The sequence below is a fragment of the Micromonospora sp. NPDC049679 genome (assembly GCF_040659735.1).
In the GTDB taxonomy this organism is placed as follows: Bacteria; Actinomycetota; Actinomycetes; order Mycobacteriales; family Micromonosporaceae; genus Micromonospora_I.
The window spans coordinates 1-25,701 of the sequence record NZ_JBFANZ010000011.1 but is presented as its reverse complement, the minus strand read 5'-3'; the positions used below and the strand labels follow the sequence as shown (position 1 = coordinate 25,701).

Below are 25,701 nucleotides of genomic sequence, written 5' to 3'. Positions count from 1 at the left end.
TCACCTCGGCGGCGCCGGCAATGAGCGAGCGACGAACTCCGATCGCGCTGCCAGAGTCTGTGCCGCTTGCGGCAGCTGCCGCTCGTACACCCGAGTGAAGTCGTTGGCGTTACGGAACACGATCAGCCACGACTCGCCGGCATTGCCGATGAACGGGACCACGGTCGGGTCCGTGGCGGCATTGTCGGGCGTCTCGGGGTACGGGTTGAGCATCTGCCACTCACCCCAGACACCAGAGCCCATCGCGGTCTCGAAAACCCGGTACAGCTCCTTGTCGGCGCCGCGAGCCACGACCGCGATCCGGCCCAGGACCGGGTCCATGATCGCGGCTGGTGCTCCGGCGGCGGTGAACGTGCCCACCGGCGCCCACGTCGACGGCCAGGTCAGGTCGACGTTCTGGAGCTTCGTGATGATCGAACCGTCCGTCGCACGAGCGAGGATACGAGTCCGGTTCCCCGGATAGAAGACCGTCGCGGGCGCACCCGCCGTGTTCCCGCCGAGGTCGGCCCAGGCCGACACCGTGCCGTCGGTGTCGTAGAGGGCGGTCTTCACCGTGCCCGTGGTGCCGGTGACGACGAGCCGGACACCGCCGGCGAGAGGTTGGACGGTCACCGGGCCGGCGAGGCCCGGGTTGCCCAGGCTCTTCCAGGACGGCGCGGTCGCCGTCTGGCGGTAGTGCCAGAGACGGCCGTCCGCGTCGACGGCGAAGAGGACGCTGGTGCCGTCCTCGAGGGTCGCCGATGCCGGAGGCCCGGCCATCGAACCGCCGAGGGAGGACAACGCCGTCCAGGTCGGCGCGCCCGTCGCGGTCTGCGTGGCCTTCGCGATGTTGCTGTCCACGTTCTGGACCGCAACCTGAACCTTCTTGTCTGCCAGCTGGTTCACGGTCGGCTGCCCGGTGAACGCGTCGAATCCGGAGGCCGTACTCCACTGCACCGTGCCGAAGTTGCCCGGGTCCGACTGATGGCCCGTGCGCAGGCGCCCGAGATTGTCGGTGTAGGCATAGGTGAGGGCCCCGAACTGTGTCCCGTCCGGCCGGGCTTGCAGCACCGAGGTCCGGGTGAACGGTGCCACCGGCAGGGTGGCAATCGGGTCGGCGAACCATCCCTGAAGGTCGACCAGCAGGTGCACCGTACCGGGGCTGTTGTTCCTGACGCGGACCTTGCCTTCCGTGCCGACCCTGCTCACCGCGAAGCTGGACCGGGCGACCTGGCCGGCGGTGAAGTTCGTGGTGGAGACGCTACTGGCGGTGCCGTCGAGCGCCCACACGCTCAGGTTGCCGCTGCCGGCCGGGCTCACCGCCGTGAGATTCACCGCGGCTCCGGCGATCCCCCGGGTGGGCAGCCCGTTCGTGCCTCCGATGGCGACATCGATCGTGCCGTTGGCCGGCAGCGGCATGCCGCCGGCGACAGCGCGGGTGTCCAGCAGCCGGGCCGCCGGCAGCATCCGCAGGCCGGCCCCGGTCGTCGAGGACGCGGTCACGTAGCCCTGGACGGAAACGACGGCGTGCACTGCGACGCCGCCCCTGTTGGTCAGCACGACCTTGCCGTCGACGGGCAACTTCACGGCCATGCCCATCGATGTCGTGCCGGTGACGTAGTCGATCGCGTTTGCCGCGCCGGCCTGGTTGGCCGGCGCCGCGGTGAACCAGCCAAAGCCGGTCGCACCGGTGATGACCACGTCGATCACCGCCGCCGTCGCGCCGGCCGGCACCACCCCACCGGTCAGGGTGACGGTGCGAGCGCCGCCGCCCGCGATGGTGCCGGTGCTGGTGCCGAGCCCGCTTCGGGTGTCGACCACACGGGTGTGCTCGACGGGCACGAAGCCGCCGCCCGGGCCCGCGCTGCTGTTCGTGAAGTACCCCTGGACGTCCAGTTTGAAGTGCGTACTGCCGAGGTGGTTGAAAACGTCGATCTTCCCGTCGGTGCCGGCGGTGACGACGACCGAGTTGGACAGCACCTCACCCTTGCTGACGTTGATCGAGGACGCCTCCGGCCTGGTGGCTCCCTTCGGGTACACCGTCAGGAAGGTGTTCGCCGTGGGGTTGATCCCGGTGATGTCCACCAGCAGGGCTCGCACCCCGCTCGTCGGGATCCCACCCACGCCGAGAGCGGCCACGGAGGTCACGGATTTGGCGACGACGGGCACGTTGACGCCGGAGCGGGTGTCCAGGAGCTCGGTGTTCAGTGCAACAAAATCACCGCCCTTACCGGCCTCGTCGGCCGACGCAGGCGCCGTCATCCCGACCGAGGCGAGCACGCCGATTCCTAGAATCACAAGGAAACTTCGGAAACGGCGAAAAACTTGGCTACCCATCGATACCGTCCGCATCTCACTCCTCATGTAGCCGATCCATGGCGCGATAGGATGTAATCTTGAGATCAAGGCACACAATGTCGTAGATGCCGTGATCGTCGAAGGCGATTCGGTAGTGCTGCAGCAAGGGCAAGTCAACGACGGGTTTCGCCGTTTGCCGCAATGCGCCAGACTCCGCGAATGCTGAGATCAGGTCCGAGGATTCGATGCGCACGAGCGCATACTCCACCTCGTTCGGGTTGGGGAGACGATCGTGGAGACCTAGCTCGAAATCATAGAATCTGAAGTCGAGAACTCGATCAAATACGAGCTTGGTGACCCATACCTGCCCGGACTCCAGCAACGAAGAACGAAATTGAACCTCAGCTCTGGTGATACCACCTTCTCCCGTCATGAACACTCGGGGCGCGTCCTCGTAAGCCGTTCTCAGTCGATCACTGTTCACGGCTGATGACATACCATCCACCATCCTTCGCACGGAAGATCTAGTCAGGGATCGTGACGGTATCAAGAATCTCCCGGTTGCTCTGCGAAGGCGTGATCGCTATCCGTCGGGAGGGGAGAATGTCACCTAGGGGCGTCTCTTCACGCAGGCGGCCCAACAGCTTTCCACTTGCTCGGACAATGTTGATGTTTGTGGGCTTCATTCCGGCAAGACTAAGTGCGGTCAGGCTCCGATTGTTCTCAGTCACGAGCGCACCGCGGTGCCTGAAGGCATTAATCACGACATCGTCTGGGCTGATCGTGCCAGCGATAAGATCGTCTGCTACGTCATAGACTGAGCGACCATTGAACGCGCCCGCGGACGAGAAATTGGGCCCCACCCGCGCCTGCCCGAACAGAACCTCGCAGTTGTGAACGAGGAGATTGGTGTCGTCGGCGGCTACGTAGTACGTGTGAAGTCTGTCGACCGTCAGGTTGTGGACTCTTTGCCGCTCGGTCCACTTTCGAATGGCGACTACGGACGCAGGCCGGTGGTCAGAGGTTTCGAAGACGTAGCCGGCCTTCAGCTCCCGTGCCTCGACCCAGCGGTCCATATTGGCAACCCAGAACGGGTGACCGTCCGTGGCCGTGACCTTGCCGGTCGCGTCGCCCGCCTTCCCATCGATATCTACAGTGATCTCGACCAGATTCTTGCTACCGGATCCGACGATCAGTGCAGTGACTGCGCGTTCTTCGGTCCGGCCGGTCGTCGGATCGGTGGCGAGGACCTTGTCACCGACCTTCACCTGGTCGATCCGCTTGTGGCTGCCGTCGGCCATGAGAACCCGGGTCTCACCGGTGAAGCTGTTCGGGCATCGCCCGAGCGCCTTTCGGCCGAGGTCGCGCATTCCGCCGGCGATTGCCCGCGCCTCGCCGATTCCCGCGCTCAGGGCCTTGCCGCCCGCCGCCCGCAACCCGCCGCCGAGGGCACGCACGCCGGCGCCCAGAGCCTGGCCGGCCATGGAGCCGAGCGCGCCACCGGCGGCGCCGAAGAGACCACCCATCGCCGTTTCACCGGCGAGATCCCAGCCACGCTTGCCGTTCATGTAGCCGGTGACCGCGGAGCCCACCGCACCGGCCAGTGCGCCACAGGCGACGGCGCCGACACCGGTCCAACCGATCGCCGCGCCGCAGCCGAGGCCCACGACGGCACCAACGGCGAAGCCGGTGATCTCGGCGGCGTGGTCCTCGACGAACTGGGTCGCCTTGTCCCACATCTCCGAGGCGCCCTCGACCAGCGGGGCGAACTTCTCGGCGGCCGCCAGCAGCAGCTTCTGCTTGAACTTCGCGGGGTCCTGGATCGCCTGGGCGGTCACCGCGACGACGCTCGCCGCGACCTTGATGCCCGCCGAGACGACCTTGGCAGCCGCTATGAGTGGCTTGGTCAGCGCCGCGACGACCGGCAGCTTGGTGAATTTGACGGCCTGCCGTACGGCGGCCTTCGCGGTGTTCATCACCGCGACCTTGGCTTCATGGGCCTTTGCCCGGATGGCCCCGGCCTGCTGTTTGGCCCAGTCCTTGAAGTTGCCGTTCTGGATGGCCGTGATGCCCTCGCCGACCTTGCGGACAACGGCCTGGACGGCGCTGACCGCCTTGTTGACAACCCAGCTGCCGGCCGCCCGCAGCGCCGACCAACCCGCGTTCCAGGCGCTGGTGGCGTGGCTCCAGGCGGTGGAGGCCACGTTGCTCACGGTGGAGACGGCATTGCTGACGTGCCTGGCGGCCCGCTTCACCCAGTTCGGCCAGTGGCCGTCGGGGTCGTCGAAGTCCAGCGGCGCGGCGGCACCGTAGGTGTACCGGTTGGCCAGGACCGAGTCGCCGCTGCTGTAGTTGACGCTGTCGCGGGAGATGAACGCGCCGGTGCCGGGGTCGTACCACCGGGCGCCCATGTCGACCTGACCGGTGTCGGGATCGGTCCAGTCCCCCTGGAAGCCCAGGTTCCCCGTGTCGCCGGCGCTGGTCACCTTCTTGCCGAAGGGGTCGTACGCGGTGGAGTCGTTGAGCGAGGTCAGCTCGGTATTGGCGGGATCGAAGGCCGCGACAACGTCCCCGTGTGCGTCGGTCAGCGACAGCCGCTCGTTGGCGCCCTGCGCGGTCGCCAGCAATTCACCGGCCGGCCCGCGGGCGAAGTACTCGACCCCGTCGGCCACCACCTCGTCGCCGAGCCCGGCGTAGGTGAACGTGGTGCCGGTGCGGGACACCAGCCGGTCCAGGCCGTCGTAGCCGTACGTCTGTCCCTCGGCGGCGGTGAGCCGGTCGAAGGCATCGAATGAGTACTGCTCGCTCAGCCCGGAGCTGGTCCGGCTGCGCAGCGTGCCGCGCGCGGTGTAGGCGTAGGTGTAGTCGCTGTCGGAGAGCAGTCGGTTGCGCTGGTCGAAGGTAGCGGTCTTCGACCCCGCCCGGATGCGGTTCCCGCTCGCGTCCCACCCGTAGCTGATCGTGCCCGCCGGGCCCGTCCAGGAGGTGAGCCGGCCCGCCTTGTCGTACGTGTACGTGTTGTTGCCCGCCCCGGCGGTGCCGGTGGTGTTCTTGTTGGTCAGATGGCCGTTCAGGTCGAAGCCGTACGTCACCGAGGCGACGACGGCGTTGGCCCCGTTCTTCAGCGTGTCGCTGTTGACCCGGCCGAAGTCGTCGTAGCCGAAGGTCGCGGTGCCGGCCGCCGCCGTAGTCGACGGTCTTCACCGCGCCCGCGGCGTCGTAGGCCAACTGCTGACGCTGCCCCGTGATCGAGTCGGTGAGCGAGTCCAGCCGGCCCTTCACGTAGCCGAAGGTGGCCGTGCCGGTCACGTCGCTACGGGAGGTGACCCGGCCGTCGGCGTCGTAGCCGAAGGTCGCGGTGCCGGACGGGCCGGCGGTGGAGAGCAGCGCCCCCCGGTCGTTCCAGCTGTAGCTGTTGCTGCCGCCCGGGGCGGTCACGCTGGTCAGCCGGCCCGCCGCGTCGTAGCGGAGGCTGCGGGCCGCGGTGGCGGTCTCGCCGCCCGAGCCGCTCTCCTCGGTCAGCCGACCGGCCGCGTCGTACGTGCGCTGACGGCTCACCCCACCGGGCGCTGTCAGCCGCACCGGCTTGCCTTCCGCGTCGTACCCGACGGTCCAGGTGCGGTCCGCGGCGGCCGGGTGGCTGGCCGTCGAGGGCTCGATGGCGGACTCCGGCAACCCGAGGTTGTTGAAGGTGTAGATGGTGGAGTTGCCGCGGCCATCGGTGTAGCGGGTGCGGTTGCCGGCGACGTCGTAGCCGAAGGTGGTGGTGATCGACTCGGTGTCCGTGACCGGCTCGACCTGCTTCACCAGCCGGCTCGCGGCGTCGTACTCATACCTGGTGACGACGTCGTAGGGGTCCTTCGACGAGGTCATGTTGCCAGCGGCGTCGTAGCCGTAGGTCTGCGTCCGCAGCACCGTGCCGTCGGCCTTGAGGTTGGCGTCGCTGACCCGGTTGCCGAACAGGTCGTACCCGATCCGCGTGGTCCGGCCGAGCCCGTCGGAGGCCCGGACCTGGCGGCCGGCGTAGTCGTAACCGAAGGCGGGAGCCTCCCCGGTCGGGGCGGTCGTACGGATGACGTCACCCACGGTGTCGTAGGCGTTGACCGTCGTGGCCCCACTGGGCGAAGTGATCGTGGTCAGGTTACCGGCGTCGTCGTACGCCATCTTGGTGACGAGGTTCTGGTTGACCGGCCGACGCTCCACCCGCGTCTGGGTGACCGCCCGATCCAGGTCGTCGTAGGTGGACTCCGTCCGGGCGCCCGTCGCGTCGGTCACCGACAGGACCTCACCGGTGCGGGTGTACGTGTAGCGGGTGACCGCCCGGTCGTCGTTGGTCGAGGAGGGTTCGTCCAGCGTGACCAGCCGGTTGAGCTGGTCGTAGCTGTACCGGGTGGTACCGCTCGGGTCGATCTTCTCGATCGCGTTGCCGAGCGGGTCGTACGTCGTGCGGGTGCTCGGGGTGATCGCCTCGCTCACCCCGGGCGGCAGGTAGGTCGGCGCGATGGTCCGCACGGCCCGGCCCAGTTTGTCGTACTCGATCCGGGAGATCTGCCCGCGCGGGTCCCGGACCGCGACCTGCTCGCCGAAGGTGTTGTAACCGACCGCGTTCTCCGGGCTCACGACGGCCGGGGTGCCGCCGTTGGTCTCCGCGGCCACGGCCGGGCCGGTCGCGCCGACCCGGCGGCCGAGCTCGTCGTACCGGTACGTGGTGGTGAACGCCGCCTTGTCGGCGCCGGTGACGTTGCCGCGCGGATCGGTCACCGACAGGCGCAGGCCCCGCTTGTCGTACGTGTAGCTGGTCAGCCGGGTCTCGGTGCCCGCGGTGACCTTCTCGGTGAGCAGATTGCCGGCGTCGTCGTAGGTGTAGTCGACGGTCTCCGTGGTGGACGCGACGAACCAGGGGACGTTCGACGCCTTGCCGGTGCGGGTCGTCTTGGTGACGTTGCCGTTGCCGTCGTAGGCGAAGGTGTTGGTGCGGGCGAGCCCCGTCGGGTCCAGGGTGCTGGTGGCGACCTTGCCGGCCCTGTCGTAGCTGTGCTGGGTGGTGCGGGTCCCGTTCGCCTCGACCTTCTTGGTCAGGTTGCCGGCGCCGTCGTAGGTGTTCTCCTCCACGACGTAGTCGCGCTTGGTGCCGTCCGGGTTGCGGAAGTCCTTCTGGGTGATCTTGTGGAGCAGGTCGTCCCGGTAGTAGAGGTACTCCAGCCGCCGGCCCATCGCGTCGGTGTCGCTGGCCAACCGGCCGGCGAAGTCGTACGAGTACGAGTGCAGTACGAGGTGGTCGCCGGTGCCGGTGCCGGGCGCCCCCGCGGGGTCACTGCGCCAACCCCGCAGCCGTACCTCGGCGACCTTGTTCTGCGCGGTGTACGCCCAGTCGTACCGGTTGTCGTTTCCGTCCACCATGGAGGTCCGGTTGCCGAAGCGGTCGTACTCGTAGGTGGTCTCGTTCCCCTCCGCGTCGACCACTCGGACGGGCCGGTTGTACTCGTCGTACTCCGAGGTGGTGGCCCGCTCCGGGTCGCCGCCCAGCAGGTCGGCGACGGTGGCCTTGGTGACGTTGCCGTCGGGGTCGTACTCGTTGGTGGTGCGCACCTGGTGCCGGGTGCCCGAGACGACGTCGGTGGTCACCGGCCCGGTGACCGTCTGCACCCGGGACTGGCTGTCGTAGCTGTAGGTGGTGGCGACGCCGGCCGGGTAGCTGTCGGAAATGACCTTCTCGGTGAGCCGGCGGCCGAGCGTGTCGTAGGTGAACTCGGTGACCAGGCCGGACGCTTCGGTCACCCTGGCCAGGTCACCGTTGCTGTAGTAGGCGTTGCTGGTGACCTTCCCGCGCGCGTCGGTGCTCGTCTTGAGCAGTCCCGGGGGCTGGTTCCCGCCACCGACCGCGACTTCGGCGCCGCTGGTGTAGCTGTGGCTGACGCTGCTGCCGTCCGGGTTGGTCTGGCTCTCCAACTGGCCGTTCGGCGCGTAGGCGAAGGTGGTGCGGTACATGGTGTCGGTGGCGTTGCTCGACCGGCCGTCCCGCGACTCGGCCGCCAGGTCGCTGCGCGGGTCGAACGGGTCGGTGACAGTCGTCGAGTAGGTGTAGTAGTTGGTGAAGCACTGCGTGGAGGTGCGGCAGGACTTCCGGGAGGCGAGGTGACCCTTGCTGTCGTAGGTCATCTCCACCGAGTCGCCGTTCTCGTTGGTGATCTTGTTCTGGTAGCCCTCCTCGTCGTACGAGTAGGTGCGGATCGCCATGCCGTCGAGCGGATGCCGCACGAAGACGGGTCCACCGGAGGTGTCCGGAATGATGGTGCAGAAGGCGGGGTCGTTCGGGTCCGGCTGCGTGCAGACCTGCGTCGGCGGCGGGCTGGGCGACGTGGTGGGCTCGCCCGGTCGATCCTCCTCGCGCGTCTCCAGGCCGAGCGGCGTGCCGGAGCGCAGCAGCCGACCCGCGAGCGCGTCGTACTCGTAGAGGTGCGGGCGGTTCGCCGGGTCGAGGACCTGGATGCTGCGCCGCAGGTCCGTGTCGCCGCCGTAGATCGCCGGGACGCCGATCTTCCAGGTCCCGCCGTTGTCGTCGGTGTACTCCCTTACCCGGTCCGTGGCGCTGTCGTACTCGACCTCGCTGGCGACGCGCCCGCTGGGCAGGGCGACCTTGGTCAACTGCTGGGCGGCCGGCTTGGCGTACCGGAAGTGCGCGGCCGCGGTGTCCGGGCCGATCGGGTGGGAGTAGACGGCCACCTCGTCGATGAGACCGGCGAAGTGCCGCTGCACGGTGCCACCCCACGCCGGCCAGGACGTGGGGGTGGTCGCCGAGGCGGCGCCGACCTGGTTAAAGGTCAACAGGGAGTGGTCGATGGTCTGCCCCGTGCGTTCGCCGACCTTGACGCCGTCGAGGTACATGGTCTGGGTCGTGCCCATCGCGGTGAGCACGGCGTGGTGCCACTTGGTGTCGTTGACGGCGCCCGCTGAGGTGATCGGCGCGATCGTGCCGCCGGCGAACTGTCCACGCAGCCGCCCGTCGGTGCCGGTGTAGAGCACCGGTACGCCGGTGGTCGCCGCGGTGCCGACGGCTTTGTCCTGGTAACCAACCAGCGGGCCGCCGGTCTGCGTGGGGCCGATCTTGAACCACAGTTCCACGGCGGCGTCCCGGCTCTTCTTGACCAGGCCCTTGGGCAGCTCGACGTGGGACGAGGAGCCGTTGAACGACGCCGCGGTGTTGGTGGCACCCTCCACCACCCCCGGCTGCGCCAGCGTCACGTTCCGGTACGTGCCGGCGTCCTTGCCAAGGTTGATCGCCACATCGCTGGCGGCACCGGCGCCTTCACTCTCGCCGAGCCGGTAGTACGAGTCGGGGCGGGCGTCCAGCACCGCGGTGCGGTAGTGCGAACCGGCGGCGTACTCGTAACCGGTGCAGGCGTTGGTGGGCGAGCAGACCTTGGTGAGCAGGTCGCCGTTGTAGGTGTAGGTCCAGGTCAACTGCGCGCCGTTCACCGGGTCCGTCTTGACCGTGGTGATGTGCTCCCCTGTCCAGGTGAAGTGCAGCGCGCGGCCGGCCGTGTTGGTGAGGCTGTTGGAAACCTGCGCCTTGGCCAGCTTCCCGGTGCCGCCGTCGTAAGTCAGATTGATCGACCGGGCCGACTTGTCGGTGATCTTGTTCAGCTTGCCGAGCAGAGAGAACTGGTAGGTGGCACCGGAGCGGTCGAGAAGCTTCCAACTGGTGCTGTCCACAGTCAGCTTGGCGACCCGGCCGGACGGCGCGGCGTAGCTACCGTCGGGGTTCTTGCCGAACCGCACCTCCTGCCCGTCCGGATAGCGGATCATCACGTTGCCGGAGCCGTCGTTGTCCGACGTCAGCTTCATGTCGTAGCGGCTGGACCAGCCGGCGCCGAACACCGCCGAGGGCCGCGGGTCGAGGCTGTTGTACGTCCGGAGCAGATTCAGCTCCGGCCCCTCGGTGACCACGGTGGCGTCGATGGCCGAGGTGGTGAAGTTGCCGACCTGCGCATCGAACTCGCGACCCTGTTCGGCGTCCGGGGAGCCGGCGATGCGGGAGAGCAACTCCGGTTGCGGCACCGAGGCCAGCAGCACGGAGTACGGCGAGACGACCTCGTTGGCGCTGTCCTTGACGTAGGCCCGCCACAGGTAGCTCTTGCTCCAGGAAAGTCGGCCGGCGGGGACCACCCAGGAGGGCTTGGTGAGGTAGCCGGAGTTGGTGCAGTTGGTGGCGTCACCCGCGTCCGTACGGTCACAGAGCTCGAACTTGAACGACAGGGTGGCCCCGGGGGCGGCGTCGGAGTCGACGGCGCGCGCCCAGAGCAACGGGGTCAGGGTCGACGCCTGGTACCCGTTGCCCGGGTAGAGCTCCTGTACGACCGGCGGCACGTCGAAGACCTGGAGCACGATCCGGCCGGGCGGGACCTGGTGGTCGGTGAAGACCGCGCCCCCGGTACGGACCATGGTGAAGTCGAGAAAGTAGGCCCCGGGCTCCAACCGCTTCACCGTGGCGTCCAGGGTCACCTGCGCGCCGCGCGCGAGGGTGGCCGGCAGGTTCGCCCCGCGCTGCTGGGTGACCGCCGCGCCGGTCTCGGCGTTGTAGACGCGGTAGGCGAGGTAGTAGTTCGCCGGCGACCAGTCCTCCGCACCGAGGTTGGTCACGGTCACCTTGACCTTGCCGTCCTGGTTGCGCAGGACCGGCGGCTCCGGACTCGGCTTCGGGATCGCGTACGTGGCGTTGTACGGCGAGTGGGTGACATAGAGCTTCGGCGGGTTCGCGGTGCCGGTACCGGCGAACCGCTTCCACGCCGAGGAGTCGGTCGTCGAGGCGCGCAGGGAAAGACCGTTGTTGGCCTGCTGGCCCTTGACCCAGCGCTGCACCAGGTTCCGGCCCGCGACGCCGAGGTCGAACACCTCCCCCGCGGCCGGGCACGCCGACTGCGACTGTCCGAGCCCGATGTACCCGTGCGCGAACGAGCGGCTGGCCAGCGAACTGCCCACCGCCGGTCCGGGATAGGAGTGACCGGTGCTCGCGGTCCACGACTCGGTGACCGGGTGCACGGTCACCGCGCGGGGCTTGCAGGACCCGGCGTCGTAGTTGACCACCGACAGCGCGACACCGTGGATGCTGTGGTTCTGCAACTGGCCGACCAGCCCACCGAACTTGAGGTAGGCCGCCGCGTTCGACCCGTTCGACCGTCCGACCAGCAGTTCCTGGCCCCCGCTGGTCGAGCTGCCCCCGTGGACGTACATGCTGCTGTCGGCGCCGATCCCGCTGACCGGAGGACCCACGGTGGGGTCGACCTCCACCGGGTACCGCCGCTCCGGGTCGCGCAGCCACTTCGCGTCGAGGCTGACCCGCAGCGCGGGTGCTCCCGCGGCCGTGACCAGCTCGTAGCTGACCCCGGTCGAGGTCGCCGGGCCGCGGGAGCCGTTGCCGGCGTCCAGCATGTAGCCGGGCGGGATCACGGCGCGCTGAGTGCCCGCCTTGTCACTCAGCACCACCTGCCCGTTCACCAGCTTCGCCGTCAGGTCCCGCAACCGCAGCGGAAAGAGGTACGACGTCGGCGCGTTGGCGGAGTGCAGGACGAGCGTCTCCTTCACACCGCCCGGCCGTGGTTCCAGTCGCAGATCCACGTCCGGCCGCACACCCGGGTAGGTGACCGCGTCGCCCTGCGCCTGACCGGCCGCGCCGGTCGCCTCCGCCAGGCTGAAGCTGAACTCGGCGCCGCCCTCGAAGGTCAACCGCGCCAGGTCGCTCGCGTCGGCCCGATCCGCCAGCCGGACGCTCACCGAGTCCGCGGCATTGCGCCAGCCGGTGCCGTCCGTCACCGGTACGAGACCGGTGTCGATCGCCGCCCAGCTGCCGTCGGCCCGCCGGTAGTTGACCGGTGCCGAGGAGAACTCGGTGGTCTGTGTCCCGTCGGCGTTGTCGTACACCCGCTGGTTGGCGTCCCGCTCGGCGGGCCGTTCCCGGCTGGTCTTCCGGTCGTAGCCCTTCGCCTCGCTCGACGGCGCCGCCTCGACCTTTGCCTTGTTGCCGGTCGGCTTGGGCTGCTGGGCGAGCGTGTGCAACGGGTACTGCCCGCGCAGCGACTTCGGCAGCTCCCGGTTGACGCGCCCTTCCTTCAGATGACTCCGACCGGCGGCCGAGCCCCAACTCTGGCCGGGCTTCCCGGCCGGAGCGTCCCCGGGGTTGGTGCCGCCGCGCCCCGCACCCGAGGTGGGCAGGCCGCTCACGCCGCTGCCACCCAGGTTGAGAGCGAGGACGCCGACCAGTGCGGCGGCGATGGCGGGCCGCACGACGGTGGCGCGGACCAGCAGCTGGCGGCTGTTCCGCCGGGTGGACCGGCCGGACGTGCGCCGAATGCCGAAGGACATCGTCAACCCCCGGGTCGATTGCTGGGTGGAGTGGCAGGAGGCGGTAGGGACGCGTTCTCACGCGACCGCCGGGACGCGGTGGTTCCAGGCACGTGAGGGGCGAGAGGACGCGATGCGACCGCGGCACGTCGGCGAAGGTCGGCGCACCGCGAAGGGGCGGATGTCAGGTCCCGGGTTGGGCAGGGCGGGGCTCAGACCGAGGACGGCAGTTCCGGCCGACTCGGGAACGACCACCTACAACAATGCGTAAGCGTGCGAATGGACATGACACCACATCCCCGTGTTGATGATTGTCCTCAATGCGTCGCTGTACAGTGACAGCACGTCAACGGCGTGTCAAGGCCGCACCCCACACCGTCCACAGAAGAAACCTTCCACCTGCGACTATCACGAAGCGTGGTCACTAAACCGCCTCGATTGCACCAATTTTTCAGGAAACGTCCTCGCGAATCGGCCAGCGCGCGGTCGCGTGAACAGCCTTGGCGCGGCAGCGGGCCGTCGTGCATGATGAGCACCAACCAGCCGACGACTGCGGGACTTCGGACGCACTCCGCACCATTTCCGAATGCGATCCAGGCCGCACCGGCGTCAATTGTCGGATCGTCAATGCCCGACATTACGGGGGTAAGGAAACCATGGTGCACAGTGCCAATAATTCGCCGCCGGGGAACCTTTCGCGGCGGGCCGCGCTCGGTGTGGGCGCAGTTCTGACCGTCGTCGCCGCCGGTCTCACGGTCCCGTTCGCGGCGACGCCAGCGGCACGTTGTACCTGGTCCGGAGGGACCGCGCCGTAAGGTCAGGCCCGCGCCATTCTTCAAGCCGGCCGCCGGGGCGCACCCATGTACCGGAGGAAGTAACCGCCCCAGATGTGCGGTACGGGCGGCGCTGCCGCGCCTCAGGGACCCGGATGCCGTCGCTGAAACACAACGTCATCGCCTCGTGACCGGAACTCGACCTCGCGTTGATCCTGCTCACCTTGGTAACATGCCGCCGATCATGGCCAATGTCCTCATTGGCCGGATGGGCGGATAGCGGCAGCGTCGGAACGCCGGGGACCATCGTCCCGTCGACACGAAGCCACGCGTATGAACCGGCACGTACGGAGGTCTGTCGTGACTGAAAACCACATGAAGGGTCGTGCCACAGTGATGCTCAACGGGACGACGACCCAGGACACGACGCCCCCGGAGCACCCACTGGCCGCGCCGAACCCCGGCCTACCGAACCAGGCTCTACAGGTGCTCAGCATGGCTCAGCGCACCGCTGAGGAGCATGTCAGCAGCGCCCATCGCCAGGCAGACAAGATTCGCTCCGATGCGATGGCGGCGGCGGAGCAGACCGCCCGCGATGCCGAGGTGCATGCCCAGAACGTACGGCGCGAGGCGGACAAGGTGCTCGTCGAGGCGCGCGGGGCGGCCGAGCAGACGGCGCGGGAGGCGCAGACGCGAATGGAAGAGGCGCAGCGGGACGCTGACAAGATCGTGTCGCAGGCGCGGGCTCAGGCAGAGGCGACGGCGGCCAAGGCGGAGCAGAATGCCGTAGAGCTGGAACTGCAGGCCCAACGACGCTACGAAGACGTTGTGGGGAGCCTGGCCGCCCGGCGCGAGGCGTTGCAGCAGCAGATCGAGGCTTTGGAGCGGTTCGACCGCGAGTACCGGGGACGGCTGACCGCGTTCATGCAGGGTCAGTTGCGTTCTCTGTGGGTCGACCAGCCGCAGGTGACCGGGGACCTCGACCAGCCTGGCCCGGAGGTGTCGGACGAGTCCGTGCTGCCGGAGCAGCGGAAACCGGTAGCGCCGAGCGCGCCCACACCGGCGAAGCGGCACAGGGCGGAACCGGCGACCGACTCCGGGCCGGTGCCGAGCGACGTACAGGCCTGACGTGTCCGCTGGTGAGGCCGGCCTCATCGGCGCCGCCATGGCAGCGACCGGCGGACCTTGCCGCCCCCGATGATCGCGGACGGCGCTTGCCGTCGCAGATCCGCTCCACCGGCGACTATGGACAGTGGGCCGCCGCGCACTCGCTCCCCCGGCGCCTGGCTGCCGATACACTGCCACCAACCAATCCCTGGGCGGGTGCATGCCTGGTCCTTCGTACCGTAACCTTCGGCGACTGCTCGCCGTCGTATGCCTGGTCTCCGCCGCGGTGTTGCCGACCGGGTCATCCGTGGACGCGACGGCCACGTCCAAGCCGTTCCGAGTCCTTCAGATGAACCTCTGCAACAGCGGCCTCGCCGGCTGCTACACCGGCCAGGCGGTGACCGAGGCCGCCGAGGTGATCCGCGCCGAGTCGCCCGACCTGGTCGCCCTCAACGAGGTATGCCAGGACGACGTGTACGCGCTGAAACGGACGTTGGCAGACGTCTACCCCGACGCCACCGTCGTGTCGGCCTTCGCGGCTGCCGGTGACCGCCCCACCGGCGGCGCGTCCCGGTGCCGCAACGGTCAGCCGTACGGGATCGGACTGCTGGCGCATCTTCCGACGCCGTACCGTGGGCACACGGTATACAGCGGGATCTACCCGACGCAGGACATCGCAGACCCCGAGGAGCGTGCCTGGCTCTGCGTCTACGCCATCACCGACTTCAACGCCTGCACCACGCACCTCGCGGCCACCAGCCCGATCGTCGCGCTCGCCCAATGCGACTACCTGCTCGGCACGGCCATCCCAGAGACACACATGCGAGCCCGCTACCAGCCCACCGTGCTGAGCGGCGACCTCAACCTCAGGCACGGCGGCTCACCCGACGTGCGGTCCTGCGTGCCCTCGGGCTATCTGCGCACTGATGACGGCGCCTTACAGCACATCGTGGCGACCTCCGACTTCACGGTCCGCTCCCGCAGATCGATCAGCATGGCCGGGACGACAGATCATCAAAGCTTGCTGGTCACACTCACGATCGCGGGAAACGAGAACCGACCCAAGTGAGGCTCGGCGTCAGCCCCGAGGCAACCTCTCCGTTCCGTGCCGCGGGGCGGCGCCGATCGGTGCGACCCACGTAAAGTCGCGCGGTGACCGAAATCCGGATGGATGTTGAGTTCGAGCACCCGCCGGAGCGCGTCTGGCGAACCATCACCGACCGGGAACTGCTGCCGAAGTGGTTCGCGGAAAGCGATCTGGAGCCCCGGGCGGGCTCCGTGTTCCGCCTCGAACCGATCAACGCGCCCGGACTCGACCTGGTGATCGAGGGCGAGCTGATCAGCCTCGACGAGCCGCACCGGATGAGCATGCGGTGGCACACGAGCGAACTCCAGACCCTGGTGGTCTGGGAGCTGGCGCAGACACCAGCGGGCTGCCGGCTGACGATGCGCGAGTCCTGCGTGCGGGAACAGTGGGACCCGGCGCACCGGGAGCGACTGCAGGAGAGCTACCGGCAGCTTTTCGCCGTACGGCTCCCCGCCGTCCTGGACGCGCTCGCCTACCGCGAGATGAATTTCGCGGCGACCGTACCGGGCGGCGGTGCGCGTCGGCACCGTGGGCTGCTCGCCGGGGCGGTCGCCGTCGTCCTCGCGGCGCTGAGCATGATCGCGGTCGGGGTGATGGTCAGACCGGAGAGCACCGAGCAGGCGACGGCGGCACCGGTAGGCATCCCCTCCGCGTCCGCGACGGTGAGTCCACGGGCGGCGAGTTCGCCAGCGGTGAGCGCCACCTCCGTTCCGGCCGTCACGGCCGTGGCCGCGAACGCAACGCCCTCCCCGTCGAGCAGTCGGTCACCGCAGCCTCGTCCGGAAACGACCACGAAGCCACCCGCGGAGGCGGAGACCGCGCTCCTCGCCGCGCGCTACGCCACGGTGACCAGCCGACTCTTCGGCTACCAGGGCGAGATCACCATCAACAACACCGGCCGGGCCGGCGCGCCCGGCTGGGTCGTCACCGTGACCCTTCCGCCCGGCATGTCCACTGTCTCCACCGCCTCCGACGCCAGCTACGAGCAGAAGGGGCGAACGGTGACGTTCAGCGGCGGGCCGATCGCCGCCGGCGCCTCCGCGCGCTTCCAGTTCGACGTCGGGGGCGCCCCGCTCGGAGAGAAGCAGCCGGCGGCCTGCGCGGTCGGCCAGCAGCCCTGCGCCGGGCTGTGACGGCCTCGTCTGAAATGACGGTGGGCAGGCGCCCGGTAGCTTCCCGACGAAGCGCAGCGTGACCGGATGGCCCGTGTCCGGCGAGGATGAACCGGGCGACGCAGAGGTCCTGCTCGAAGCTCCGGCTGACACCGGCGCCGTCGTAGCTCAGCCCATACCGGAAGCCCGGCAACTCCCGGGTCGGCCAGGACGGTGACTCACACGTCCGACACTCCCCGAGTCCTCAATCCAGGCCAGATTCTTTTCCAGCATGCGGAAACCACCGTTCTGGAACGACGGGCCAGCGCTCACCATCTTCCTCACCTTCGTCGTAAGTGATCCGGCGATCGCCGACCCCGCAGGGCGAGTGACGTTCCCGTACCGGTCGGCCTTCCTGGACCGGTCCGGCCCGAGGGAGGCTGGCGGACCGCAGCGCGGAGCGGTGGCGAGGACCGCTTGATCGAATTCACGCCGAACATTGAGGAGTCGCCGCCCATGTCTATGATCCCCCGCGACCAGTGGTACGTCGCCGCGTACGGCCGCGAAATCGGCCACGATCTGTTTTCCCGGACCATTTGCGGGGAGCCGATCCTGTTCTGGCGTACCGAAGCCGGCGAGGTCACGGCGATGTCCGACCGCTGCGTACACCGCCGCTTCCCCCTGTCGCAGGCCCCGAGCCGGCTCATCGACGACCAGGTCGTGTGCGGCTACCACGGCTTCACCTACGGCGCCGACGGCCGATGCGTCGCCGTGCCCGGCCAGACCCGCGTGCCCCGCACCGCCCGCCTGCGGTCCTACCCGGTCGTCGAGCAGGACTCGTTTATCTGGGTCTGGATCGGCGACCCGAGCCGCGCTGACAGCACCCGTATCCCGCGCGCTCCCTGGCTGGACTCCCCCGACTACACCACCGTGTCCGGGATGGAGCCGCTGCGGGCACGCTTCGGTCTGCTCGTGGACAACCTGCTCGACCTTTCCCACGAGACCTACCTGCACGGCGGCTACATCGGCACCCCGGAGGTGGCGAACACGCCGATGACGACGGAGGTCGACGAAGAGGCGGGCATCGTCTACGTCAGCCGGCACATGGACGACGCCGAGTGCCCGCCGTTCTATGCCAGATCCACCGGCCTGTCCGGGCGTATCACGCGGTGGCAGGACATCGAGTACACCCCGCCGTGCCTGTACAAGCTGCACAGCCGCATCGCCCCGGTCGGAGTGCTACCCAACGCGGACGGCACCGACCCCGATGCCTTCCATGTCGAAGTCGTCTATGCGATCACCCCGGAGACGGAGCACAGCACCCACGACTTCTGGGCCGTCGCCCGTGACTTCGCCCTCGATGACGAGTCGGTCTCCGACTTCCTGGCTCAGCAGAATCGGACCGTCGTGCTGCAGGACGTCGCCGCGCTCGACGTGTTGGAGCAGGTCATCGCGGCAGAGCCGGCCGGCTACCAGGAACTGTCGATCAACATCGACACCGGCGGCTTGGCGGCGCGCCGCATGCTTGCCCGGCAGGTCGAACAGAACGTCAACGGCGCCGCCGTCGCCGGGAGATGACCTATGGAACCGACCCGTGTACTCAGCGGCCGCAGGGTGCTACGAGTGGTGTGGCTGCCGGGCAGCGACCAACTGCAGGGCAACTGCCACTGCGGCGCGGTGCACGTCGCCGACGATCCCGTGGAGATCTGGACGTGGCTACTCGCGCACCCCGTCGGTCATGAGTCGATCACCGACGACGCCGTTCCCTCCCCGCGCCCGGACCGGGCCGCCGTGCCCTCTCCTGCCCCCGCGGGAGCCCACTCATGAGGCCTGCTCCCACCGTCCCCGCCCTGGCGACCCCTTTCCCAGGCTCGACACGGAACCCGTCCCGAAGCTCAGCAACGCCCTCAAGTGGTGGGCTAGCATCCCGGCCCGCATCAGGGTCATCATGAGCCCCATGATCGGCAACGATTCGGCGGCGGTGAGCAGCTGATGCCCGACCAGCGGCGTGCAGCGCCCGAGCGCACCGGCCCGGTGGTCGCCCGGGCGCTGCAGATCCTGGTCGCGTTCACCGCCCACCACCGGGTCATGACGCTCAGCGAGCTGTCCCGGCGGGCGCGTATGCCGATCTCCACCGTGCACCGGCTAGCCACGGAGCTGGTCGCGTGCGGCGCGCTCGAACGAGACTCAACAGGGAGCTATCACATCGGGCTGCGCCTGTGGGAAATCGGGTCGCTGGCCCCGCGTGGTCAAGGACTACGGGAACTCGCGTTGCCCTTCCTGGAGGACCTCTCGCAGGTGACTCGCGAGAACGTGCAGCTCGCCGTGCGCGAGGGCACCGAAGTGGTGTTCATCGAACGGATCGCCGGCACCGGTGCCGTACCGGTCCTCACCCGAGTCGGCGGCCGATTCGCGCTCACCGCGACGGGCGTCGGCCTCGTGCTACTCGCCTACGCGCCCCTCGACGTGCAGGAACAGGTATTGGCCGGTCCGATCGAGCGCTACACCGAGCGCACAATGACGACCGCCGGCCAGCTGCGGGCAGCCTTGGCGCAAGTCCGCGCCCATGGCTATGCGGTCAGCGACCGGCAGGTCACCACAGACGCGCTGTCGGTCGCAGCGCCCATCCACGACGGCCCGGGCGACGTCGTCGCCGCCGTGTCCATCGTCGTGCACTACGGGAGCGCATCGCCGCAGACGCTCGCACCCCTCGTGCAAACGAGCGCTCGGGCGATCTCGCGCGCCCTCTCCCCGTCGGCCCCGAATGGCCCTTCAGCAGCATGGAAGCCCGAGGACCACCAGACGCGTCGCATTGCGGGGACCGTCCAGCGGGGCCGCCCGCCGGTCCGCGATACTCGCTGACCGCGCGCCCCGCCCTTCCATTCGTGCGCGCAAAGCGTCAAGGTCGACCCCGATCAGGGTGCACGGCCGGGGTGCCTTGCAGCATGCCGAGGAACCAGGTCACCCCGGCGCCGCCGACCACCAGCGCCGCCAAGTCCCCTCGTCCACCCGGGTCATCGACTGCCGGCACCGAATCGGTGCACGTGCAGGTCGTCCTGCTCGGACTACAGACTGCCGTCAGGTCCGGTGAACACGGGCCGATCGTCGATCAACCGATCCAACGCCGCGAGATCCGGGGTCGGCCGGGCCCGTTGAGGACGCCGTTCGGCACGTCCGACCCGGACCCGCGGCTCACCCAGTCACGACCACGGCACCTGCGGAGACGGGTAGAAGTCGACCCCCTGCAGGCGCCACCGCGGCCCGTGCGCCCCCAGTCGCGTCCGGAACGACTCCCAGTCGTGGCTGGCCGCCGTCGACCAGCCGAGTTCGGCGATCGCGGGCAGGCGCGGGAAGGCCATGTACTCGATGTCGTCCAGGGTCCGCAGCGTCTCCGACCACAGCGGCGCCTCGACACCGAGGATCGCGTCCTCGCCGACACCGGTCACCCGGTGCGCCGGATCCCAGCCGTACGCGTCGCGCACCTCGATGTAGCCGGCCCACTGCAGCCCGAGGCGGGTGTTGACGTCGTACTTCATGTCGAGGTAGGACTTGCTCGCCGGTGACATGACCACCTTGTTGCCCCGCGCGGCGGCCTCGGCCAGATCGGCGTTGGTCGTGCCGGTGCCCCAGAACTGGGCCACGACGTCGGTCGGCGGGTCGACCTGCATGACCTCGTTCCAGCCTGAGGCACGCTTGCCGTACTTCGCGACCAGCGGCAGTACCCGCTCCATGAACGCGCGGTAATCCTCGTCCGTGGTCGCGTGCGCCTCGTCGCCGCCGATGTGCAGGAACGGACCGGGCGTGATCTCGGCGACCTCGCGGATGACGTCCTCGACGAACCGATAGGTCAGCTCGTCGTCGATGCACAGCGAGCTGTAACCGACCGCCATGTCGGTACGCGGCGGCGGCGCGAGCCCGTCGCAGTTGAGTTCGGCGTAGGTCGACTGGGCGGCATTCGTGTGCCCCGGCATGTCGATCTCGGGAACGACCGTGATGTGCCGCGCGGCGGCGTAGGCGACCACTGCCTTGTAGTCGGCCTTGGTGAGAAACCCCGGCCCGGCGCCGTCGACGCCGGTGCCCGGACCGCCGCCGACCGTGGTGAGCCTCGGCCAGGAGTCGATCTGGATCCGCCATCCCTGGTCATCGGTCAAATGGAGGTGCAGGTAGTTGATTTTGTACTGGCTGAGCAGGTCCACGTACGCGGTGATCTCGTCGACCGTATGGAAGTGCCGAGCCAGGTCGAGCATCGCCGCGCGGTACGCGAAGCGCGGGTAGTCCACGATCCGTCCGCCGGGCACCGCCCAGGTGACCCGCTGCCGGTCGGACGCCTCGATCTGCGGGGGCAGCAGCTGGCGCAGCGTCTGCGTGCCGGCGAACAGCCCGGTCGCCGTGTTCGCCCGGATCGTCACCCTGCGGCGGGTGACCTCGAGCTGGTACCCCTCCTGGCCGACGCGCTTGTCGACGCCACCCATGAGCACGGCGATCTCGGGCAGCGGCGTCGAGCTCGCCGCCAGCACCGGCAGCGCATAGCCGGTCGCCGGTCGCAGTGTCTCGGCGAGCTGCCGCCCCACCCGCCAGGCGGCGAGCGAGCCGGGCGACGTGCGGATGACGGTCTTCGGGCCGAGCGTGAACGCGCCCCGGGCGTCGGGGCGGGTCTCGACCGGTACGGGGATCACATCGCTCAACTGCCGCGCCGGGGCGGCGACGGCCGGGGCGGCCGGGGCGGCGACGGCCGGGGCGGCCGGGAGGACGAACGGCACTCCGAGCGCGGCTATGGCCAGCAGCCGCGTCATGGTGTTCCTGCGACGCACGGATACCTCCAGGGCCCTCGTCTTAATCGCTGGTGATCGATCCGCCCCGACGCTACCCGCGTCGCACGTGGACTGTAAACCTTCCTTATCGAGACCCGACCGGCCAAGATTCCGGAGCGACCCATGCGTCGCGGACGTGACACCGACGACAGGAGCATCATCAACAGCCAATCCACCACGCCCGCGCCCGCGACCTCGGCGTCGGCGTCGTCGTCGGACGGCTGCACACCGGGCGACACAACGCGATCACCGACGTCCCCGGGGTGCTGGTCGGGCATACCACCATCGACGACGGTGGACCTGCACACCGGCGTCACCGCGGTCGTACCGAGCCAACTCGGCACACGACGGTAGACCCTGCCGACTTCCGTGTACTCCGGAAACGGTCACGGGAAAGTGGTCGGCTCGACCCAGGTGGACGAATTCGGCGTACTGGAATCACCGGTCGTCCTGACTGCCACGCTCTCGGTGTTCGGGCTGCGGACGCACTGCTGACCTACCTCATGGAGCGCCGGCCGGATGGCCTGTCGTCGACGTGCGGTCACAGCGCCGGTCACGGGATCGACGGCCGACCGCGATATCGCCTGCCCGCGGCCGGTCGCCGCCTTCCACCGGTTACGCATGCGCTCCGACTCACGGACCACGCCGGAACGGTCAGTGGCGGAGACCGCGGTACCGGCGCCGGCGGGTCAGTTGGAGGATCACCGCTCCGGCGATCAGCGCTGCCACACCGCCGACCAGGACCACGACCGTGCGGGAACCGGTGAGCGCCAGACTGCCGCCCGTGCTGGCGGCGGCCGCATCGGCTACCGGTGACTTGTCGGCATTCCCTGTCACCGCGTCATCCACCGGCGCCGCGGGCGTGTTGTTGTTGCGGTCCGTCGCCCGGGTCCGGGTTGGCGTGGCCGTGGCTCCGACGACCGCCGGTGCGGGGGCGGCGCGGCCGTTCTGCTCGCTGGCCGTGGTCCCGGCGTCCTCGCCGGCGGGCGGTTCGCCGGGACGGGACGGGGTGCCAGTCGCGTCGGCCGGTGCCGGGGCACCCGCCAAGGCCTTCCCCTGATCCTTCCCGTCGGGCTGCTGCGCCCTGCCGGGCTCCTGCTGATCGGGCTTCTGCTGATCGGGCTTCTGCTGATCGGGCTTCTGCTGATCGGGCTTCTGCTGATCGGGCTTCTGCCCAGGGCCCTGCCCGTCGGGTTGCTCCGCCGGCGGCTGCTCCGCCGCGGGCGGCTGCTCGGCCGCGGGCGGCTGCTCCGCCGCGGGCGGCCGCTCCGCCGCGGAGTCAACGCGGATGCGCACCGCGTCGAGGGCAGGCGTCTGGTTGGCGCGCTGCATCATCGGGATGCGGTGCGACCCGTCACCGGCCCACGCCGCGCATTGCGCGATGCCTTCCTGAGGCAGGCCCGGCACCTGGACGGTGACCGTGTCCGGTTCCCCTCCCCCACGGCCGTCCTCGGTCGCGACGAAGAACGCGGGGACCGGCGCCGGGTCGGGCGCTTCCGTGGTGCTGCTGAGCATCCGGCAAGCGGTGTGGAAGTGGCCCCGCACCAGGCCCTCGCCGTTGAGCAGCGAGGATTCCACGTAGTATCCGCCCTTCGCGGCGGGGAGGAACCGGTCACGCACCAGGTGGCGCGTGCTCACTTTCAGCTGGAACGCCTGGCCGACCCGTACTGTTTGCGGTGCCTGGGCGATCAGCAGCGTCGGGTTCTTCTCCGCCGGCCCCACCTCACCGAAAGCGGTCGACACGCAGCGGTTGCCCTCCTGGAAACCGGTGTGCGCCGCCAGCCTGCTGTCGTCGCAGTTGTTCCCGAGGATCTGCAGGCCACCATCCTGGGCGCCGCCGGGGCCGGGCGTCGGCGTCTCCCGGCCGTTCTTCTCACACTCCTCAGCCCGGGGCGGGGCGGGCGCCGCGGTGGTAGGACGCGCCGCCCGATCGCCCTCCGACGCCGCTGTCCCGGCCGGGGCGGACGGGCCCGCAGCCGCGGACGGCGCTGCGGACCGACACGCCGCGACGGCCTGCTCAGTCTCCGCATTGGAGATCTGGGTGACGGCGACCAGCCCGCCGAACGCCGCGAGGGCGGCACCGGCGATAACGATGCGGCGGCCTCGGCCGCTGGGTGCGCGACCATTGATCGACGCTCGCATGTACAGACCTTCCCGGTACTTTGTGGTGGCTGCGACGCCCCGCTCCGCTTCGCGCCGTCCACCCCGCGATGAACGGCTGTTGCGGACGATGCTGGCCGCGGACCGGTTCGGCCGGATCGGCGAAACGGGCCTGCGGCCTTATCGGCCAGGGCGGTACGCACACGCTAAAGATGGGTTCACCGGAAAATCAACTCCAAGGCAAGAAATGAGGATTTCTTGATCTGCAATTAAGGAAAATAAATGGCACCCATCCCGAACCCGCGACATCACCCGAACGGCTGATGTCGCGGGTTCGCTCGTTGCCTCGATCGCCTACGGCAGTTCCCGTTGGGGTCCTCACTGCTCGTGAACCCGGTGATTTCGTACAGAACTGCGAGGCCGTCGCCGTCGAAGCGGTCACCCACGAGGCCGCAACGCCAGCCTCGAGAGCGCCGTTCGGCCGAGTTGAGCCGCAAGCCCGTCCCGCCCGACGCCATCGCATCTGCCCCCGCGCGGTCAAACGCGCCCGCCACAACTCTTACGGCGTGAAGGAACGTGGAGAGCCCGCCAGCATCCGCCACGAGGGGCCAGCCACGATCATGCTCTACCCCCCACATCCCGTGCAGAATGATCCGGAAGAGCTCCGGAACTTTCGGCGCGCCATGGACTGAGGCTCTTACTGACCAATCCCGAGCTCATCGGCAAGACAGACCACTGGCCAGTACAGGTGCTTTGCTAAGAGATCCTTTGTCAGGCTAAAACTTTCGCAATTTTTCCGGGAAGTGTTGACAACTCGACGAAGTCGGGCCGACACTGTCGGCATCGGCAGACATCAACCTCGATCGATTGGTTTCCCCACCCGAACCTGCTCCTCCGGTCGCCGACCCCCGCGGCGGCCGGCCAGCCCCGCCCGCTGTACGAGCCGACGCGCGGTGCCCGTCACCCCGGCCACCGCCCGCCCCGCGTGGTACCACGCCGCCTGGCCTCCCCGCCAGCGTTCACGAGGAGGAAGCACACACATGAACAACACCGCCGCACACCCGAAGAGCCGCAGACGCGGCCGCATCAGGCTGCTCATCGGCAGTGCCTGCGCGGTAGCGCTGGCCGCGGCCACAACGATGCTGCCCGGCATCGCCTACGCGGCCATAACCTCCAATCAAACTGGCACCAATAACGGCTACTTCTATTCATTCTGGACCGATAGCCCCGGGTCGGTCTCCATGGAACTGGGATCTGGTGGCAACTACAGCACCTCATGGCGCAACACCGGCAATTTCGTTGCCGGTAAGGGCTGGAGTACCGGCGGACGTAGGAGCGTGACCTACTCAGGAAGCTTCAATCCGTCCGGCAACGCATATTTGACTCTGTATGGGTGGACGAGAAACCCACTCGTGGAATATTACATCGTTGACAACTGGGGCACTTACCGGCCCACCGGAACATATAAGGGCACAGTTACCAGTGACGGTGGTACGTACGACATCTATCAGACGACGCGATACAACGCCCCCTCCATTGAGGGCACTAAGACTTTTAATCAGTACTGGAGTGTCCGGCAGGCGAAGAAAACGGGCGGAACCATAACTTCCGGCAACCACTTTGACGCATGGGCCCGTAATGGAATGAATCTGGGCAGTCATGATTACATGATCCTCGCCACCGAGGGATATCAAAGCAGTGGGAACTCCAATATCACGGTGGGCGGCTCCTCCGGTGGTGGCGGTGGTGGCGGTGGTGGGGGTGGTGGCTGCACCGCGTCGCTCTCCGCTGGTGACAAGTGGAGCGACCGCTACAACCTCAACGTCTCGGTGTCCGGCTCCGACAACTGGACCGTGACGATGAACGTCCCGTCCCCCGCAAAGATCATCGCCACCTGGAACATCAGCGCCAGCTACCCCAGCGCCCAGGTACTGACCGCCAGACCCAACGGCAACGGCAACAACTGGGGCGTGACCATCCAGACCAACGGCAACTCGACCTGGCCGACGGTCTCCTGCAGCACAGGCTGACCCCGCGAGCACGACCGCGGTGATGCCGAGCTCGATCCAGACCGCGCGCCGCATCCGCCCCGGCTGCCCGGCCGCGCTCCGCCGCAC

The 25,701-nt window shown here is 68.7% G+C and carries 13 protein-coding genes and 2 pseudogenes; 8 read left to right on the top strand and 7 right to left on the bottom strand.

Annotation, left to right across the window (positions count from 1 at the left end):
• From AB0J06_RS09670 to AB0J06_RS09650, 5 genes and pseudogenes are all read right to left on the bottom strand, one after another.
• A complete protein-coding gene (locus tag AB0J06_RS09670; protein ID WP_357426567.1) occupies positions 1–2,259 on the bottom strand; it encodes a hypothetical protein in 2,259 nt (752 codons plus the stop codon).
• Positions 2,260–2,332: 73 nt separating this feature from the next.
• A complete protein-coding gene (locus AB0J06_RS09665) occupies positions 2,333–2,716 on the bottom strand; it encodes a hypothetical protein (RefSeq protein ID WP_357426565.1) in 384 nt (127 codons plus the stop codon).
• An 85-nt stretch (positions 2,717–2,801) separates the two neighbouring features.
• Complete coding sequence (locus tag AB0J06_RS09660; RefSeq protein WP_357426784.1) at positions 2,802–5,000, bottom strand: polymorphic toxin-type HINT domain-containing protein; 2,199 nt, start codon at positions 4,998–5,000, stop codon at positions 2,802–2,804.
• A 237-nt stretch (positions 5,001–5,237) separates the two neighbouring features.
• Positions 5,238–5,369, bottom strand: a pseudogene (locus AB0J06_RS09655) (hypothetical protein); the annotation flags it as partial.
• 253 nt (positions 5,370–5,622) lie between these two features.
• Positions 5,623–11,508: pseudogene (locus tag AB0J06_RS09650) on the bottom strand (LamG-like jellyroll fold domain-containing protein); the annotation flags it as partial.
• 2,375 nt (positions 11,509–13,883) lie between these two features.
• Between AB0J06_RS09650 and AB0J06_RS09645 the strand changes: the two are divergent.
• From AB0J06_RS09645 to AB0J06_RS09620, 6 genes are all read left to right on the top strand, one after another.
• Positions 13,884–14,516, top strand: a complete 633-nt coding sequence (locus AB0J06_RS09645) for a hypothetical protein (protein WP_357426563.1) — start codon at positions 13,884–13,886, stop codon at positions 14,514–14,516.
• Positions 14,517–14,844: 328 nt separating this feature from the next.
• Positions 14,845–15,564 carry an endonuclease/exonuclease/phosphatase family protein gene (locus tag AB0J06_RS09640; RefSeq protein ID WP_357426561.1) on the top strand — a complete coding sequence of 240 codons (720 nt, stop codon included), beginning with the start codon at positions 14,845–14,847 and terminating at the stop codon, positions 15,562–15,564.
• Between the two features lie 83 nt (positions 15,565–15,647).
• Positions 15,648–16,715 carry an SRPBCC domain-containing protein gene (locus AB0J06_RS09635; RefSeq protein WP_357426559.1) on the top strand — a complete coding sequence of 356 codons (1,068 nt, stop codon included), beginning with the start codon at positions 15,648–15,650 and terminating at the stop codon, positions 16,713–16,715.
• Positions 16,716–17,189: 474 nt separating this feature from the next.
• Positions 17,190–18,251 carry an aromatic ring-hydroxylating dioxygenase subunit alpha gene (locus AB0J06_RS09630; RefSeq protein ID WP_357426557.1) on the top strand — a complete coding sequence of 354 codons (1,062 nt, stop codon included), beginning with the start codon at positions 17,190–17,192 and terminating at the stop codon, positions 18,249–18,251.
• 3 nt (positions 18,252–18,254) lie between these two features.
• Positions 18,255–18,500, top strand: coding sequence for a hypothetical protein (locus tag AB0J06_RS09625; RefSeq protein WP_357426555.1), 246 nt, complete (start codon positions 18,255–18,257; stop codon positions 18,498–18,500).
• 165 nt (positions 18,501–18,665) lie between these two features.
• A complete protein-coding gene (locus AB0J06_RS09620; protein WP_357426553.1) occupies positions 18,666–19,535 on the top strand; it encodes an IclR family transcriptional regulator in 870 nt (289 codons plus the stop codon).
• Positions 19,536–19,873: 338 nt separating this feature from the next.
• Here AB0J06_RS09620 and AB0J06_RS09615 read toward each other — a convergent pair whose 3' ends face one another.
• A complete protein-coding gene (locus tag AB0J06_RS09615; RefSeq protein WP_357426551.1) occupies positions 19,874–21,484 on the bottom strand; it encodes a beta-N-acetylhexosaminidase in 1,611 nt (536 codons plus the stop codon).
• A gap of 369 nt (positions 21,485–21,853) precedes the next feature.
• Here AB0J06_RS09615 and AB0J06_RS09610 point away from each other — a divergent pair, with 369 nt between their 5' ends.
• A complete protein-coding gene (locus AB0J06_RS09610) occupies positions 21,854–21,979 on the top strand; it encodes a P1 family peptidase (RefSeq protein WP_357426549.1) in 126 nt (41 codons plus the stop codon).
• 159 nt (positions 21,980–22,138) lie between these two features.
• On the opposite strand, the gene AB0J06_RS09605 is transcribed toward AB0J06_RS09610, so the two are convergent.
• Positions 22,139–23,626 carry a hypothetical protein gene (locus AB0J06_RS09605; protein WP_357426547.1) on the bottom strand — a complete coding sequence of 496 codons (1,488 nt, stop codon included), beginning with the start codon at positions 23,624–23,626 and terminating at the stop codon, positions 22,139–22,141.
• A gap of 998 nt (positions 23,627–24,624) precedes the next feature.
• Between AB0J06_RS09605 and AB0J06_RS09600 the strand changes: the two genes are divergently transcribed.
• Entirely contained in the window at positions 24,625–25,614 is a 990-nt protein-coding gene (locus AB0J06_RS09600) for a glycoside hydrolase family 11 protein (protein WP_357426545.1), read from the top strand.
• The last annotated feature ends 87 nt before the right edge of the window (positions 25,615–25,701 follow it).